Origin of the sequence: Paenibacillus hebaui (assembly GCF_051934385.1) — a bacterium.
Taxonomy (GTDB): domain Bacteria; phylum Bacillota; class Bacilli; order Paenibacillales; family Paenibacillaceae; genus Paenibacillus.
Window position 1 is genome coordinate 3700673 of sequence record NZ_CP196836.1, and the last position, 14984, is coordinate 3715656.

The 14984-nt window shown below is 43.1% G+C and carries 9 protein-coding genes and 1 pseudogene; 9 read left to right on the forward strand and 1 reads right to left on the reverse strand.

Annotation, left to right across the window (positions count from 1 at the left end; all coding sequences use genetic code 11):
• The 3 genes from ACR32F_RS16170 (at position 1) to ACR32F_RS16180 (ending at position 4312) form a co-directional block, all read left to right on the forward strand.
• The gene (locus ACR32F_RS16170; RefSeq protein WP_440108676.1) at positions 1–894 is read left to right on the forward strand and encodes a carbohydrate ABC transporter permease; all 894 of its coding nucleotides are present in this window, start codon (positions 1–3) and stop codon (positions 892–894) included.
• 69 nt (positions 895–963) lie between these two features.
• Positions 964–2592: a glycoside hydrolase family 13 protein gene (locus ACR32F_RS16175; protein WP_440108678.1), complete on the forward strand. Its 1629-nt coding sequence runs from the start codon at positions 964–966 to the stop codon at positions 2590–2592.
• Positions 2593–2644: 52 nt separating this feature from the next.
• Positions 2645–4312 carry a glycoside hydrolase family 13 protein gene (locus ACR32F_RS16180; RefSeq protein WP_440108680.1) on the forward strand — a complete coding sequence of 556 codons (1668 nt, stop codon included), beginning with the start codon at positions 2645–2647 and terminating at the stop codon, positions 4310–4312.
• Positions 4313–4375: 63 nt separating this feature from the next.
• Here the strand turns inward: ACR32F_RS16180 and ACR32F_RS16185 are convergent.
• A pseudogene (locus ACR32F_RS16185) lies at positions 4376–4780 on the reverse strand (VOC family protein).
• A gap of 941 nt (positions 4781–5721) precedes the next feature.
• On the opposite strand from ACR32F_RS16185, the gene ACR32F_RS16190 reads away from it, so the two are divergent.
• The 6 genes from ACR32F_RS16190 (at position 5722) to ACR32F_RS16215 (ending at position 14973) form a co-directional block, all read left to right on the forward strand.
• On the forward strand, positions 5722–6669 hold the full coding sequence (locus ACR32F_RS16190; RefSeq protein ID WP_440108682.1) for an ABC transporter permease: 948 nt from the start codon (positions 5722–5724) through the stop codon (positions 6667–6669).
• Between the two features lie 13 nt (positions 6670–6682).
• A complete protein-coding gene (locus ACR32F_RS16195; protein ID WP_091030152.1) occupies positions 6683–7552 on the forward strand; it encodes a carbohydrate ABC transporter permease in 870 nt (289 codons plus the stop codon).
• Positions 7553–7617: 65 nt separating this feature from the next.
• Positions 7618–9204: an extracellular solute-binding protein gene (locus tag ACR32F_RS16200; protein WP_440108685.1), complete on the forward strand. Its 1587-nt coding sequence runs from the start codon at positions 7618–7620 to the stop codon at positions 9202–9204.
• Positions 9205–9295: 91 nt separating this feature from the next.
• Complete coding sequence (locus ACR32F_RS16205) at positions 9296–11035, forward strand: sensor histidine kinase (protein WP_440108688.1); 1740 nt, start codon at positions 9296–9298, stop codon at positions 11033–11035.
• Positions 11035–12657, forward strand: coding sequence for a response regulator transcription factor (locus ACR32F_RS16210; protein ID WP_440108690.1), 1623 nt, complete (start codon positions 11035–11037; stop codon positions 12655–12657). Before ACR32F_RS16205 ends, ACR32F_RS16210 begins: the two co-directional genes overlap by 1 nt.
• 99 nt (positions 12658–12756) lie before the next feature.
• On the forward strand, positions 12757–14973 hold the full coding sequence (locus tag ACR32F_RS16215) for an FAD-dependent oxidoreductase (RefSeq protein WP_440108692.1): 2217 nt from the start codon (positions 12757–12759) through the stop codon (positions 14971–14973).
• Positions 14974–14984 lie beyond the last annotated feature (11 nt).

The following is a 14984-nucleotide window of genomic DNA, read 5'->3' on the forward strand; positions in this document are numbered from 1 at the left end:
GTGTCCTATTCTGCAAACTTTAAAGATCGAATTGGCCAGTTTGTCATCTATGCCATCGTCATCATGCTGGCATTGATCTGCCTTCTTCCGTTATGGAATATCGTTGCCATTTCATTCAGCAGCAGCGAGGCGGTATCAGCGAATGCAGTAGGTCTCGTTCCGGTCAATTTTACAACAGCAGCGTATACCAAAATTATCGATGATGCACAGTTCTGGCGTTCCTTTGGCATATCCGTTCTACGTGTCGTGCTTACCCTTGTGCTTAACATGATTCTGATTATTTTGATGGCTTATCCGTTATCCAAATCAAAAAGGGATTTTAAAGGCAGAAACATTTATATGAATATTATGATTTTTGCCATGTTGTTCAGTGGAGGCATGATTCCGAGTTACCTGCTGATCAAAAACCTGGATATGCTGAATACGATTTGGGCACTTGTTCTGCCAGGCGCTGTCCCGATATTCAGTGTCATCCTCGTGATGAACTTCTTCTCCGCTGTACCTAAAGCGCTTGAAGAAGCAGCATTCATCGATGGAGCGAATCCGCTCCAGGTCTTGTTCAAAGTGTATGTTCCCGTGTCCATTCCTGCGCTGGCGACAGTCGCCTTATTCAGTATCGTGGGTACATGGAATGACTTCTTCAGCGGTTTGATCTATATGACCAAAGTCAGCAATTATCCACTCATGACCTATATTCAGTCCCTTAACGTGAATATTGCCGATTTGCTTCAAGCCGGCACGAATTCCAGTGAGCTCAGCAACCTGACTGAAATTTCGAACAAAAACCTGAACGCAGCCAAAATTGTAGTCGCTGTTATCCCCCTATTGCTGATTTATCCGCTGCTGCAAAAATACTTTGTGACTGGCATTGTCGTAGGCTCGGTCAAAGAATAACGAGATGCTGTGAGATGGTGAAAATAAAAATAAACCACGTTTTCGTGTATTAGAGAGGTTGAAGGGAATATGGAAAATAAAAAATGGTGGAAAGAAACCGTTGTATATCAAATATATCCACGGAGCTTTCAAGATAGTAACGGAGATGGAATCGGCGACTTGCAGGGCATTGTGTCCCGATTGGATTATTTGCAAGAACTCGGCATCGGTGCGATTTGGTTATCACCCGTTTGCAAGTCCCCTCAAGATGATTATGGGTATGATATTTCAGATTATCAGGATATCGATCCGATGTTTGGGTCTTTGGAAGATATGGAAACGTTAATTCATGAAGCCGGGAAACGAGATATTCGAATCATTATGGATTTAGTGTTGAACCATACGTCGGATGAACACCCTTGGTTTCAAGAAGCCAAAAAAGGCAAAGACAATCCGTACCATGACTACTACGTCTGGAGAGATGGCGTGGAAGGAACGCCTCCGAACGACTTGGGGTCCACATTCGGTGGTTCAGCCTGGGAATGGGTGCCTGAGATCGGGCAATATTATTTGCATCTATTTTCTGTAAAACAGCCAGATCTCAACTGGGAAAACCCAAAAGTCCGGCAGAAGATATACAACATGATTAATTGGTGGATCGACAAGGGTATTGGTGGTTTTCGACTTGATGTGATCGACTTAATCGGCAAAGAACCGGATTTGAAGATTACGGGAAACGGACCTAATCTGCATAAATATATCAGGGAATTGAGCAAAGCGACGTTTCAAAAAGCGGAAGACCTGCTAACGGTTGGAGAAACATGGGGCGCCACTCCGGAAATCGCCAAACTGTACAGCAACCCGGACGGCAGTGAGTTTTCAATGGTATTCCAATTTGAACACATCGGCTTGGATGAACAAGAAGGCAAAGGAAAGTGGGAACTTAAACCTTTAGATGTTATGGCATTAAAAAAAGTGCTGTCCAAATGGCAGACGGAGCTCAAGGGCGACGCCTGGAACAGTTTGTTCTGGAATAACCACGACTTGCCTCGAATCGTTTCACGTTGGGGAAATGATGGAGAATTCAGGATTGAATCGGGTAAAATGTTGGCCACCCTTCTTCATGGTATGCAAGGTACGCCTTACATTTATCAGGGTGAAGAATTGGGTATGACGAATGTTCAATATGCTATTGAAGATTATCGGGATATTGAATTGCTCAATTTTTATAAGGAAGGAATGGAGAGAGGTTATCCTGAACGCAACGTTATGGAGTCGATCTACGCCAAGGGGCGCGATAACGCGCGAACACCTATGCAATGGGATGCTTCCGATAACGCAGGTTTTACACAAGGGGAACCTTGGATTAAGGTGAATCCGAATTATAAGCATATCCATGCCGAGCAAAGTTTGAATGACCCTGAATCCATATTCCATTATTACCGGAAGTTAATTCAATTAAGGAAAGATCATGAAGTCATCGTATATGGCGATTATGAGCTGATATTTCCAGAGAATCCAGACGTGTTCGCTTATACCCGAACGTTGAATGGCACCAAAATTCTTGTCGTATGCAATTTCCAAGGAAATACGACCGAACTCCCGCTTCAGGAGGAATTGACAGAGTCGAATCAGCTGTTGATATCCAATTATACAGGTGATATGACGGAGAACGAATTGCGTCCATACGAAGCAAAAATGTACCTTATCCATGCTTAAAGCATAATACGTTAAATAAAGTTTAGTCCTTAAGAAAGAAGGATTGTATCAAATGAAAAGAGTATGGTGGAAAGAAGCAGTAGCTTATCAAATCTATCCGAGAAGCTTTATGGATTCCAACGGGGATGGGATTGGCGACATTAGGGGGATCATTACAAAACTGGATTATATCCAAAATCTCGGTATTGATCTGATATGGATCTGCCCGATGTATAAGTCACCCAACGATGATAATGGTTATGACATCAGCGATTATTGTTCCATTATGGATGAATTCGGCACGATGGCGGACTTTGATCAATTACTGAATGAAGTTCATCTTCGCGGTATGAAACTCATCATGGACTTGGTGATCAATCATACAAGCGACGAACACCCGTGGTTTATGGAATCCAGAGCTTCGCTGGATAACCCCAAACGAGATTGGTACATCTGGAGAGATGGGAAGAACGGAGACGAACCGAATAACTGGGAGAGCATCTTTGGCGGTTCTGCTTGGGAATATGATGAAGTCTTCGGACAGTACTATCTCCATCTGTTCTCCAAGAAACAACCGGACTTGAATTGGGCAAATGAAGAAGTTCGGAAATCCGTTTATGAAATGATGAATTGGTGGCTGAATAAGGGTATTGATGGTTTCCGGGTTGATGCAATCAGCCATATTCACAAAGAAGAGGGCCTGTTGGACATGCCAATCAAAGAAGGCGTCAAATACATCTCTTCTTTTGAAAAGCATATGAATGTCAAAGGTATCCAGCGTTATCTGCAAGAAATGAAAGAGGAAACACTATCCAAATATGACGTAGTGACTGTTGGGGAAGCGAATGGAGTAAAGGTAGAGGACCAAGAAGATCTCTATGATTGGATTTGTGAAGTCAGAGGAAAATTTAATATGGTCTTTCAATTCGAACACCTTGACCTGTGGAAAAACAGCACGGACAGGCAACTTGATGTTCCCAAATTGAAAAACGTCTTGACCAAGTGGCAAAAATCTCTGGAAGGCATCGGCTGGAATGCTTTGTTTATTGAAAATCACGATCAGCCTCGCAAAGTTTCCTCTTGGGGAAATGATGCGGAGTATTGGTATGAAAGCGCCACAGCGCTTGGAGCCATGTACTTTTTCATGCAAGGCACTCCTTTCATTTACCAGGGGCAAGAGATAGGCATGACAAACGTGGCTTATCCTTCCATAGAGGATTATAACGACATAGCGGATCGGAATTTATATCAGATCAAACGCGAAGAGGGGATGTCGCATGAGCAGATCATGAACATCATCTGGGCTTCGAGTCGCGATAACTCCAGAACGCCGATGCAGTGGTCTTCAGCCAAACAGGCCGGGTTTACCACCGTTACTCCATGGCTAGAGGTCAATGACAATTACGTCAATATTAATGTAGAGAAACAACTCCAGGAACCACGTTCCATCCTTAACTTCTATAAACAAATGATTCAGCTGCGAAAAGAACACGATACGTTGACTTATGGTATCTATGAGCTTCTTATGCCGGATCATCCGAGTGTATTTGCATATACACGTACACTGGCAGATCAACAGGTGCTGGTGTTAATCAATCTTACTGAACGAATCGTGGAGTTTGGGGAAGAAGAGCTTGGCCTCAACTTTTCAGAGATCTGGCTTACCAACTATGAGAATGGCAAGCTGCCAATGATGTTGCGACCGTTCGAAACAATCGTTGGTTTAAGCGATAAAGCATAAGTCAGAGATGTATCAAAAATCCAGGCGCTCAACTATGAAAGGTTTAAACACTTCAACTGTCCTTCAACGCCTACCACTGAACCGTTTGATTGCTTCCTCAGTCGCCGGCGCGAAGAGGTTAACAAGATTGCCGTCAGGATCGCGAAACAGCACAGCACGATTCCCCCACGGCATTGTGGTAGGCTCCTTTACCCACTAATCGACAAACGGCTTCAAGCGCTCGTATTCGGCATCGACATCGTGGACGTGGAACTCGATGATGACAGTGTGATTGTTGGCCGCCACAGCGGAACCAGCGCCGAACAGTTGCACCGTCTGAGAGTGGCCGATCGCCAGGGCGCACGATGGCATAACAAGTTCGGCAAAGACAGGCGCAGGGCGTTCCGCCGAAACACCAGTGATTTTCTCATAGAACTCGACGAGACGATCCACGTCATCAGTAATGATGGGTACAGAAGCAAAATTCACGAGATACCATCCTTCCTATAATAAGTGATACAATACCGTATATATCATTTTGGACCCAAAATACTTCGCATTTACTCCTACTCCTTTACGATTAATTACTCTGACTATATATAAACACTACTGACAACAGTATGTCAGTAGTGTTTTATGAAGAAACCATAGGAAAAGAGTGATAGGACTGAACTAACGGGCAGGATAGCGTGGGGTAGCAAGAACAGGTTAAATATTGAAACGGATGGAAATAAAAAACACTTCTAGAGTACACGTGGGATGATGGTGGAAGTCCGGTAGCAACGGCTAAAGATGGGCAATCCTATTATTACCATTTGAATGGCCATGGTGATGTCGTCAGTTTAACGGATCAAGCTAGTGAAGTAGCTCAGTATGAATATGATGCATGGGGGAATATTGTTAATCAAAGCGGATCTCTTGCGGATGAAAACCCATATCGTTATGCTAGTTATAGATACAATGCAGAGACTGGGCGAAATTACAATCCGCAACTAGGCTCTTTTATTTCACTAGACGCGGAACATAAGAAGTACAATAAGATGGTCCCAATGAAAGTCGCTATTTTAGCGGCTTTTTTATTTTATCGGCACAAGTTCTTGTCCCATGTCAAGGACAAGAACATCTTCCGATTACCAATTAGATGGATACTAAATATTAAGCGTATGTAGTTCAAACCTCAGTAGTACACTACTGGGCATGATACATAAAAGTTTTCGCATCTTTATGGAACAACTGCCTCGAGTTTTTTTCCCGATATGAAAGTGGTGTCCGTAGGGAAGAAGGCCAAATCCGCATACCGGAAACTTCGAATAAATACGATCAGGCAAGGCCCATTACCTTAAAATCTTATAAGAAATTCTTGAAATTTCAGAAATTTATCCGATAGGCGGGTGCTATTATACAAATACAAACAAAGACGAGGTGATGAAATGCAAGCAAAATTGGCAGCGGACGCCATTCCCATCTCCAAAAAGCGAAAGACATGGATAAGGACGATACAAAAGTACAAAGTCATGTATGCTCTCTTATTACCAGCCTTAATTTACTTTGCGGTATTCAAATACATTCCTATGGCGGGAATCATGATTGCTTTTAAAAACTACAACCTAGCTTTGGGACTATGGGATAGCCCATGGGTGGGATTCAAAAATTTTACGGATTTTATGAACGGCGTTTATTTCTGGGACATCATGAAAAATACGATCATCATATCGTTGTATAAGCTATTGTTCGGTTTCTCCGCGCCCATCGTACTTGCTTTACTCCTCAATGAAGTTTATAGCCAATGGTTTAAGAAAATCGTACAGACAATCACTTATTTGCCTCATTTTCTGTCATGGGTCATCGTTTATGGAATTATGGTAGCATTACTAGCCCCAGGCGATGGTCTCTTTAACATGATTTTGAAGGATTTTGGTTTTGAACCCATCTCGTTTCTAACGGAACCTGCCTGGGGGAGAATGCTGATCATCTTATCTGAAGTATGGAAGGATATTGGATGGGGGGCGATTTTGTACCTTGCCGCCTTGGCAGGAATCGATCCGAGCTTATATGAAGCAGCTCGAATGGATGGTGCTTCCAAATGGAGACAGCTCTGGCATATCACTTTACCCGGCATCCGAGGAGTCATTATTCTGATGCTGATTCTTAAATTAAGCCATATTTTGGATGCGGGTTTTGACCAAATATTCATGTTTGCCAACACCTTTAACCAAGAGAAGATCGACATTATCGACACATGGGTATACCGTGAAGGGTTGGAGCGTCTTAAGATTGGCTTGGCTACTGCTGTAGGATTGTTTAAAGCTGTCATCGGATTTGTTTTAGTGTTGGCAGCGAATAAGCTCGCCAAAAAATTCGATGGGCAAATTTGGTGAGGTGGTCATTAGAATGATTCATTTGACAATCGGAGAAAAAGTCTGGCAAACCGTCGTTTATGTGATTCTTATTTTTTTATCGCTACTTTGCGTGCTCCCCTTTCTATATGTGGTTGCTGTCTCCGTGACGCCAGAATCGGAAGTATTAAGGAGAGGGATTGTGATTATACCAGAATCCTTTACCTTTCTGGCCTATAAAGAAGTATTCATTTCTCATGGGATCTGGCAGGCGTATAAAATTACGTTGTTTCGAACGATTGTAGGCACTGCGTTAAATGTGTTTTTTACTGTAATTGCGGCATACCCGTTATCCAAAAAATATTTGCCGGGAAGAAGTCCGTTTTTATTATTCATTGTGTTTACCATGATGTTCAGTGGGGGGTTAATTCCGACTTATCTACTAATCCGTTCTCTGGGCTTGTTAAACAGTCCGTGGGTATTGATTATTCCAAATCTCATTAGTGCATTTAATCTGGTGATCATTAAAGGTTTTTTTGAGCAATTGCCTGGTGAAATCGAGGAATCAGCGAGGGTAGACGGTGCAAGTGAGCTTCAGACGTTATGGCGGATCATTTTACCCCTGTCCTTACCCGTCCTTTCCACCATTTCCTTATTTTACGCAGTCGGACATTGGAACAGTTATTTCGATGCCATTGTTTATATTAATGATTCCAACTACATGCCACTTCAAGTTATTTTGCGCAATATCCTGCTTAACGTCGCAACTCAAAGCGCTGATTCGCTCGCCAATTCCGGAGCTGTCAGTACGTTCGCTGTGCAAATGGCTACAGTTGTCGTGACTACGGTCCCGATTTTGATCGTTTATCCATTTTTGCAAAAGCATTTTACCAAAGGTGTGCTCCTGGGATCCGTTAAAGGTTAAAAGGTGTTCCAACCTAACTTATTACGGGGAAACCGTGATAATATACAAGCAAAGGAGAGGTCAATATGCAGCGTAAAAAGATTTCAGTTGCTATTCTGTCGGCAATCTTAGGACTGGGAACGCTATTGTCAGGATGTGGGGGAAATGAAGAAGTTACATCGACAGCTTCGAGTAATTCGCAAGGCCAGTCTGGCCAGTTTGCAACCAAGATGAAAATCTCAATGTTTAACCAAGGCACTTTTAATGCTGCTGCTCCGGTACCTCCACGTGATGAAGATATTCAACGCCAAATGTTGGAAGAAGAGATGAACATCGACTTGGATATGATGATTCCTCAAGCGGGTCAAGCAACAACCAAACTGAATACGCTCATTGCAGGCGGTGATATTCCAGACTTGATCTTCTTAAAAAGTCGTGCTGATCTCGCTCAATATTACGACCAAGGTGTTCTTGCGGATTTGACACCGTATATGGACCAATTCCCTGAACTACAGAAACGGTTTGGCACCGACTCGTGGGAGGCGATGTCCTATCAAGGAAAAACCATTGGAGTTCCAGGCTATGATAATGTAAACGGTATCAGTCGAAGCTTCTTCATCCGCAACGATTGGCTGAAAAAGCTGAATATGGAGGTACCAACGACACCTGATGAGTTGTTTGAAGTTATGAAAGCCTTTACAGAGAAAGACCCGGACGGGAATGGCAAAAACGATACGTACGGATTCATCGGCGGTATGAATAAAGAAGGTAATCTGCAAACCTATGGCTTTGATAGCTTGATGTGGATGTTTGGCGTCAATCCTCCTTCGGCCGTTGAGATAAAAGATAATGAACCGGTATTTCTATTTATCGATCCCAAAATGAAAGAAGCACTTGCTTACATTAATAAAATGATGGCAGCCAAAGTCGTAGACCCGGACTGGGTGACGATGAATTCGCCTGATCTGTTGGACCAAAAGATGTTTAAGGGTAAAGTTGGCTTCATGATCAGAGATGCTCGTAGACTGGAGCCGGATTATCAACAGAAAATGAAAGAAATTAGTGGAGAGGTGCCGGAATGGATTGTTATACCTCCAATGAAAGGTCCTTACGGGGATCAAATTGTAGAGAGAAAATCATTCCAGGGCAATTCATGGGCCATATCCGCAAAAGCGGACGAGGACAAAATCATTCGGATCTTGTCCATGCTAAATTATCTCTTTACAGACGAAGAAGCCTATCCGAATTTTGCATACGGAATCAAAGGGATTCATTGGGATGTCGTAGACGGCAAGATCAAAAATAAAACCTCCGAGTTATCGAAGGAAATGAAAGAAAAGTACCTGTGGGTCGATCATTATAGAATGCCGCGCCGTGGTGATGATGCGGAGTACTTCAGTTTCCAGAATCCGAAGACGGCGGAAGCTTTCAAGGACAATCAGCAATATGTGGGGCCAACGTTGCCCGGAAATTTATTGACCCCAGACCCCAGCGATACCTTGGATGCTGACCGCACTCGTTTCATTAATGAAAGCTTGGTTAAATTTATGACGGGCAAAGAGCCTCTTTCCAACTGGGACAATTTCCTCCAAACGCTGGATACCAAGTTTGACATGCAGAAATATAAGGAAACAGCAATCAAACAATTTAAAGAAGCCGGCCTTATCAAGTAAAATAAACGAAGAGAGAGTGGCTATTCGTAGCCCTCTCTTTATTAGCATATGCTATTCTTAGTTTAAAACGGAACTAAAAGGAAGATGATCGATGCGAAGAAGAATCAGCTTGCCTTTAAAATTATTTTTTATTGTGTTTGCCTTTGTATTAGGCTGCATCATCTTGATAAGCCAATTGTCTTATCGCTATGTCCAAAAGGAAATAAGAACCAATGACATTTTTTACACCAATCAAATACTAGACAAGGTAGACCAGTATTTCACCGTTAATTTTTCCTCCTTCCAGACGATTCTCTTCTCAGTCGAAACATCAGTGAAAGCCAACATTAACAATACCGAAGTGATTAAAAAGCAATTAAGGGAGCTGTATGAACTCAACAGTATTTATGTCAGTAATATTTATTTGATCAAAAGCGATTTATCCATTCTGGGTGGAAGTACACCTACTCGAATATTCGATGAACCTTTATCTGAAAGAGAACCTTTGTTTGATGCGGCTGACAAGAATAGAAGGACTACCTTTGTTAGTGAACCTTACCAATCGAAGTATTCCGGCTGGACCGTTACGATGGTTCGATATCTGAACGGTGCTCCGTTTCCTATGGCCATTGCAGTTGATTTGGATCTAAATGCCATTGAAGAAACGTTGTTCAAGATTAATAAACAGGAACAAATGAATCTGGCTCTGATCACTGCGTCAGGTAAGATCATTGCCGGATTTTCTGAAAATAAAGGACCTCTGAATATTCAAGATCATTCTTTTTCGATCGGAGAGACGTCAGCGGAAGAAATTCTGGATACGACAGAAACAAATCTTCAACTGTATACCAACGATGGCACTCCGGTCTCCCTTTTGAAAAAACCAACGGAGAAATTCAACTGGACCATCATCTCGATCAACGATGAATCACGCTTAAAAGCAGCTTTGTCCAGATTGGAAACCTATTATATCGAACTTCTCGCTGCAGGTCTTCTTTTAAGTTTGTTCATTTCTTTTTTGATTGCCAAATATATAAGAAAACCACTCTATACGCTCAAAACAAAAATGAAGCAAGTGGAACAAGGCATCCTCACAACGACAATAACGATTAATCGAAACGATGAGTTTGGCGATCTTTCACGAGCATTCGATCGTATGCTGCAGCAAATTGTTGAACTGATTCGCCGAGCCGAGCTTCATAATGAACTTGAGCGGAAGTTGGAAATCCAGGTGTTACAGTCTCAAATTAACCCTCATTTTCTATATAACACACTTGGATCGATCAGTAATGTGATACGTCTCGGACAAATAGAGAAAGTAGATGTGGTGATCGGGTCGCTCATTTCATTATTGGAGTACGGGATAGACGATGCTTCAGAGAAGGTTTCCCTACGCCAGGAATTACGCAATGTAGCGGACTATATCGAGATCCAAAACATTCGGTATAACCGAAACTTCAACTTGATTGAAAATATTGAAGCAGGACTGATGGATTTTCCAGTTTTCCGAATGCTGTTGCAGCCCCTTGTGGAGAATAGTATCTTCCATGGTTATAACGGAGGGGGAATTGAGGGGCCTATTACGATTCATGCGTACAGGGAGGACGACATCGTCATCATCGAAGTTGTTGATCAAGGCGAGGGAATTCCAGCTGATAGAATAAAACATATTTTAATCTCAGAACCGAGTGAAGAGGAAGTGAAAAGAAAACGAATCGGGCTGAACAATATTCATGGTCGTATAAGACTTCACTATGGAGATCAATTCGGACTGCAAATCATTAGCATACCTAAGGAAATAACCCGTGTACGCGCTTTATTCCCGGCAGAATTGCAAAAAGGAGATGCATAATGGGGAGAGACTATACCTGCTTCATTGTTGACGATGAAGACCTGATCATTCAACGATTGGAATTGTTTTTTAATGAGCTTTCTCATAGGGATAGACGTTTTGTTCTAGTGGGCAAAGCGAATAATGGCCTGAATGGGATCGAGGAGATCATAAAACTTAAACCGGATATCGTTATATCCGATATCGTCATGCCGCGAATGGACGGAATCTCCATGATTGAGCAGCTAAAGGCGGAGCTCCCCCATACCCAGTACATACTTCTGACCGCCTATTCATCCTTCGAATACGCTCAGCGAGCGATTCAAGCCAACGTATTGGAGTACATTGTAAAGGTTCCACTGAGGGAAGCCGATTTGAATCGAGCATTGGATAAGGCAGCCGGAATTTTAAATGAGTTTGAGAAAAAAGAAGCGGAATTTCACTCGTTAAACGTATCTGTACTTGAAAATAAATATAGAGTTCGCAAGCAATTTTTTAACGAATTGATTCGAGGTGAAATTCCTTCTCATCGGGCATCGGATTTTGCCAATCGCATGCAGTTTCATTTCTTTCAAGCCAACTATTGCTGCTTCATCGTTGAAATGAATACGTATGAAAGTTTCCGCAACGAATACGCGGCGGCAGATCAAAACATCTTGAAGTATGCGATTACAAATATCATCGAAGAAACGGTGATGAATGGTAGCAGTGGGGTAGCTGCGGATCTGTCCGATCATCGTTTTATTGGCTTTTTATCCTGGGAAAATAATCGCAGTGATATGGAAACGGAATATGCTTGCCTATCCTTGGGAGGGCAGATCGTCTCTCATTTGCATCAATATTTGAATCAAAGGGTATCCGTCGCTTTTGGAGGTCCACACCGAGGCTGGGAATCAATCAAACAAGCGTATACGGAAGCAAAAAATGTGAGTGAGGATTTTTACTATCATACAGAGAAAGTCGTAAAAACACCGATGCATCGGTTCCAGTACCATAATGACAAAAAAGCAGACTTTCAGCAGAAGCTGGCTGATTTTCTTATACGGCTGAAACGAAAGATTTCCAAGGAAGAGTTGGAGAATGCACTCGCCGATCTGAACCAATTTGTTACGGACCATAAAATCCACAAGTCTATCATGGCGCCAATGATTAGGGATTTGTACAGAGACATTACCGTGAAGTTTAAATCGGGAAACAAGCTGTACACGGAAGCAGCTGAATTCCCCATGGAATTTATGGCATTTCAGGAGCAGCTCGCCTATATTGGCGACTTCACATTCGAATACGTACACGCGGGCCAACTATTACATCGTGCAGAAATCATGAGTGCTATGCATTTTATAGAGAAAAACCTGAAACAGCGTTTAACGCTGGAGGCTATTGCCGAGGAAGTGAATTTAGCACCATCCTATTTTAGCAGCTTATTCAAAAAAACAATGAACGAAGGCGTGATCAGCTACATCAACCGTAAAAAAATCCAATTAGCTCTTGAGTTGTTAAATGTTCAAGATTATTCTTTATTGGAATTGTGCGAGGAAGTAGGCATCGTCAATGAAGGTTACTTTTGCAAACTATTTAAAGAATATACGGGGGATACGCCTAAGCAATACCGGATAAAAATGACGCGGTACGAATCCAAATAAGGATGCAAAAAATGTATGATTTTTTCGCGAAATCCTGTAAAAAAAAAGGGGCCAAAACCATTACCATGATAGAAGCATCTAATCATGGAGGTTATCAAAATGGAGCTTATGAAAGCAGATGTAACCGTTGTAGGCGGAGGGATTGCAGGGATATGCGCTGCCATTGCTGCCGCACGCCAAGGGCTGCAGGTTTCACTTATTAATGATCGACCGGTTCTTGGGGGAAATGCGAGCAGCGAGGTCAGGGTTCATATCAACGGGTCGGCATATCTCGGAAACAGTCCATCCTATTATGCTCGCGAGGGCGGGTTGGTGGAAGAACTCAAGCTGAAGATCTTTCATTATAATCCGTTATACAACAAGAAGCTTATGCTTTCGCTTTCGGATACCGTCTTGCTCGACATGGTATATGATGAGCCTAACATTTCTCTATTCCTGAATACATGCGTGCATGAAACAGGCTTGGAGAACGGCAGAATCAAATGGGTGGAGGGCCTTCAATTGGCTTCCGAAAGGAAATTTCGTTTTGAAAGCCGAACCTACATCGATTGCTCCGGCGATGGAATTGTTGGATATCAAGCAGGAGCTCACTTCCGATGGGGAAGAGAGGCGAAGCATGAATACCAGGAGGAGTTGGCTCCTGAAGTGGCGGATCATTACACCATGGGCGATACGATTCTGTTTCAAGCCCGTGACGTAGACTATTCCGTTCCTTACAAAAGGCCTGGCTTTGCGTATGATATTACAAAGTTGGCTTTTTTCGATAGTATCAGAAAAGGCTTAAACCATCGGTCTTTTCCAAGGAAAATCAACGGGCTTGGTGGATTGTGGTGGCTGGAATACGGCGGACATATGGATATTATCAAGAATAATGAAGACATCGCATTGGAACTGCGGAAATTGGTGTACGGGATATGGGATTATATCAAAAATAGCGGCGAGTTTGATGATGTAGACAATCTCATCTTGGATTATGTATGCCCGATTCCGGGGAAGCGGGAGTCGAGGCGGTTTATAGGGGAACACATGCTGTCTCAGAATGATCTTACAGCAAAACCTCATTTCGAAGATGCTGTATCCGTCGGAGGCTGGTATATGGATCTGCATGCGAATAAAGGCATCTACGATGAGGGGCCGGCTACCGCGTGGAATTTCGTGCCGGGATTGTATAACATCCCTTTCCGCAGCTTATTTTCACGAAATATCCCTAATCTCATGTTCGCTGGCCGCAATATAAGCGCTACCCATGTGGCTTTCGGATCTACAAGGGTCATGGCAACCTGTGGTTGTATGGGGCAGGCGGTAGGAACGGCTGCTGCGTTATGCTTAAAATACGAGACAGACCCCGCGGCCATCGTCAAAGCCCATATGGGTGAGCTTCAAGCGCAGCTGCTTCGAGACGGGCAAACGATTGTAGGGCTTCAAGAGCCGTTGGACCCTTATTTCGCTGACGGATTAACGATTCGTGCCTCATCTCAGCGAAGCTATGAACATCTTCATCCAACCGAAGAGATTTCCTTGGAGAAAGCGTTATGTTTGGTCTTGCCGATTCAGACATCCGTGGTTGAAAGCGTGCAGATCAAAATTAAAAATAGGGCCGAGCATGCGGAAACGTTGCAAGTGAAACTGTTTGGCGGGGAGCGGGAGGAAAACTATATTCCCACCAGTGAGCTGAAAGACTACCGCTTGCTTATTTCAGCTGGTCACGATGACTGGATTACACTGGACCTCAGCTGCAAGAAGCCAGAAGACGATAAAATCTACATCGTATTGGAAGGTACGGCGAGCCTTACCGTACACAGCAGTGAGGAGAAAATGACGGGAGCGGTTAGCTTCCTTTATAGACCGGAAGAGCCGTCCAGGCTGAAGAAGTTTAATAAGAGCATTTGCTTCAAGGATCTGAAACCATCCCAAGATATGTATAAACCCGCGAATGTCGTCAACGGCTTCTCCAGACCTTATGGTCTGCCGAACGGCTGGATGTCGGAACGTACAGAAGGACACGAATGGTTGGAATTTGGTTTTGCAAGCCCCAAAAATCTGGATGAAATCCATCTTGTCTTCAATTCACAGCTGAATTTGGAGCATTTCGATGATCCAATCGAGCCACTGATCCAGGATTATGATGTGACCTTAACATTAGAAGACGGAACCGAGAGTGACATTAAAGTCCGTGGGAATTATCTTTCGTTAAATAAACATCAGGTGCATGCAAAAGGTGTAACCCAAATCCGGTTTGATTTCTGTGCAACGTATGGTTCACCTTATTATGAAGTGTTTGCTGTAAAACTTTTTGCTTCTAAAAACGCTAAGTGAGGTCGGGTGAA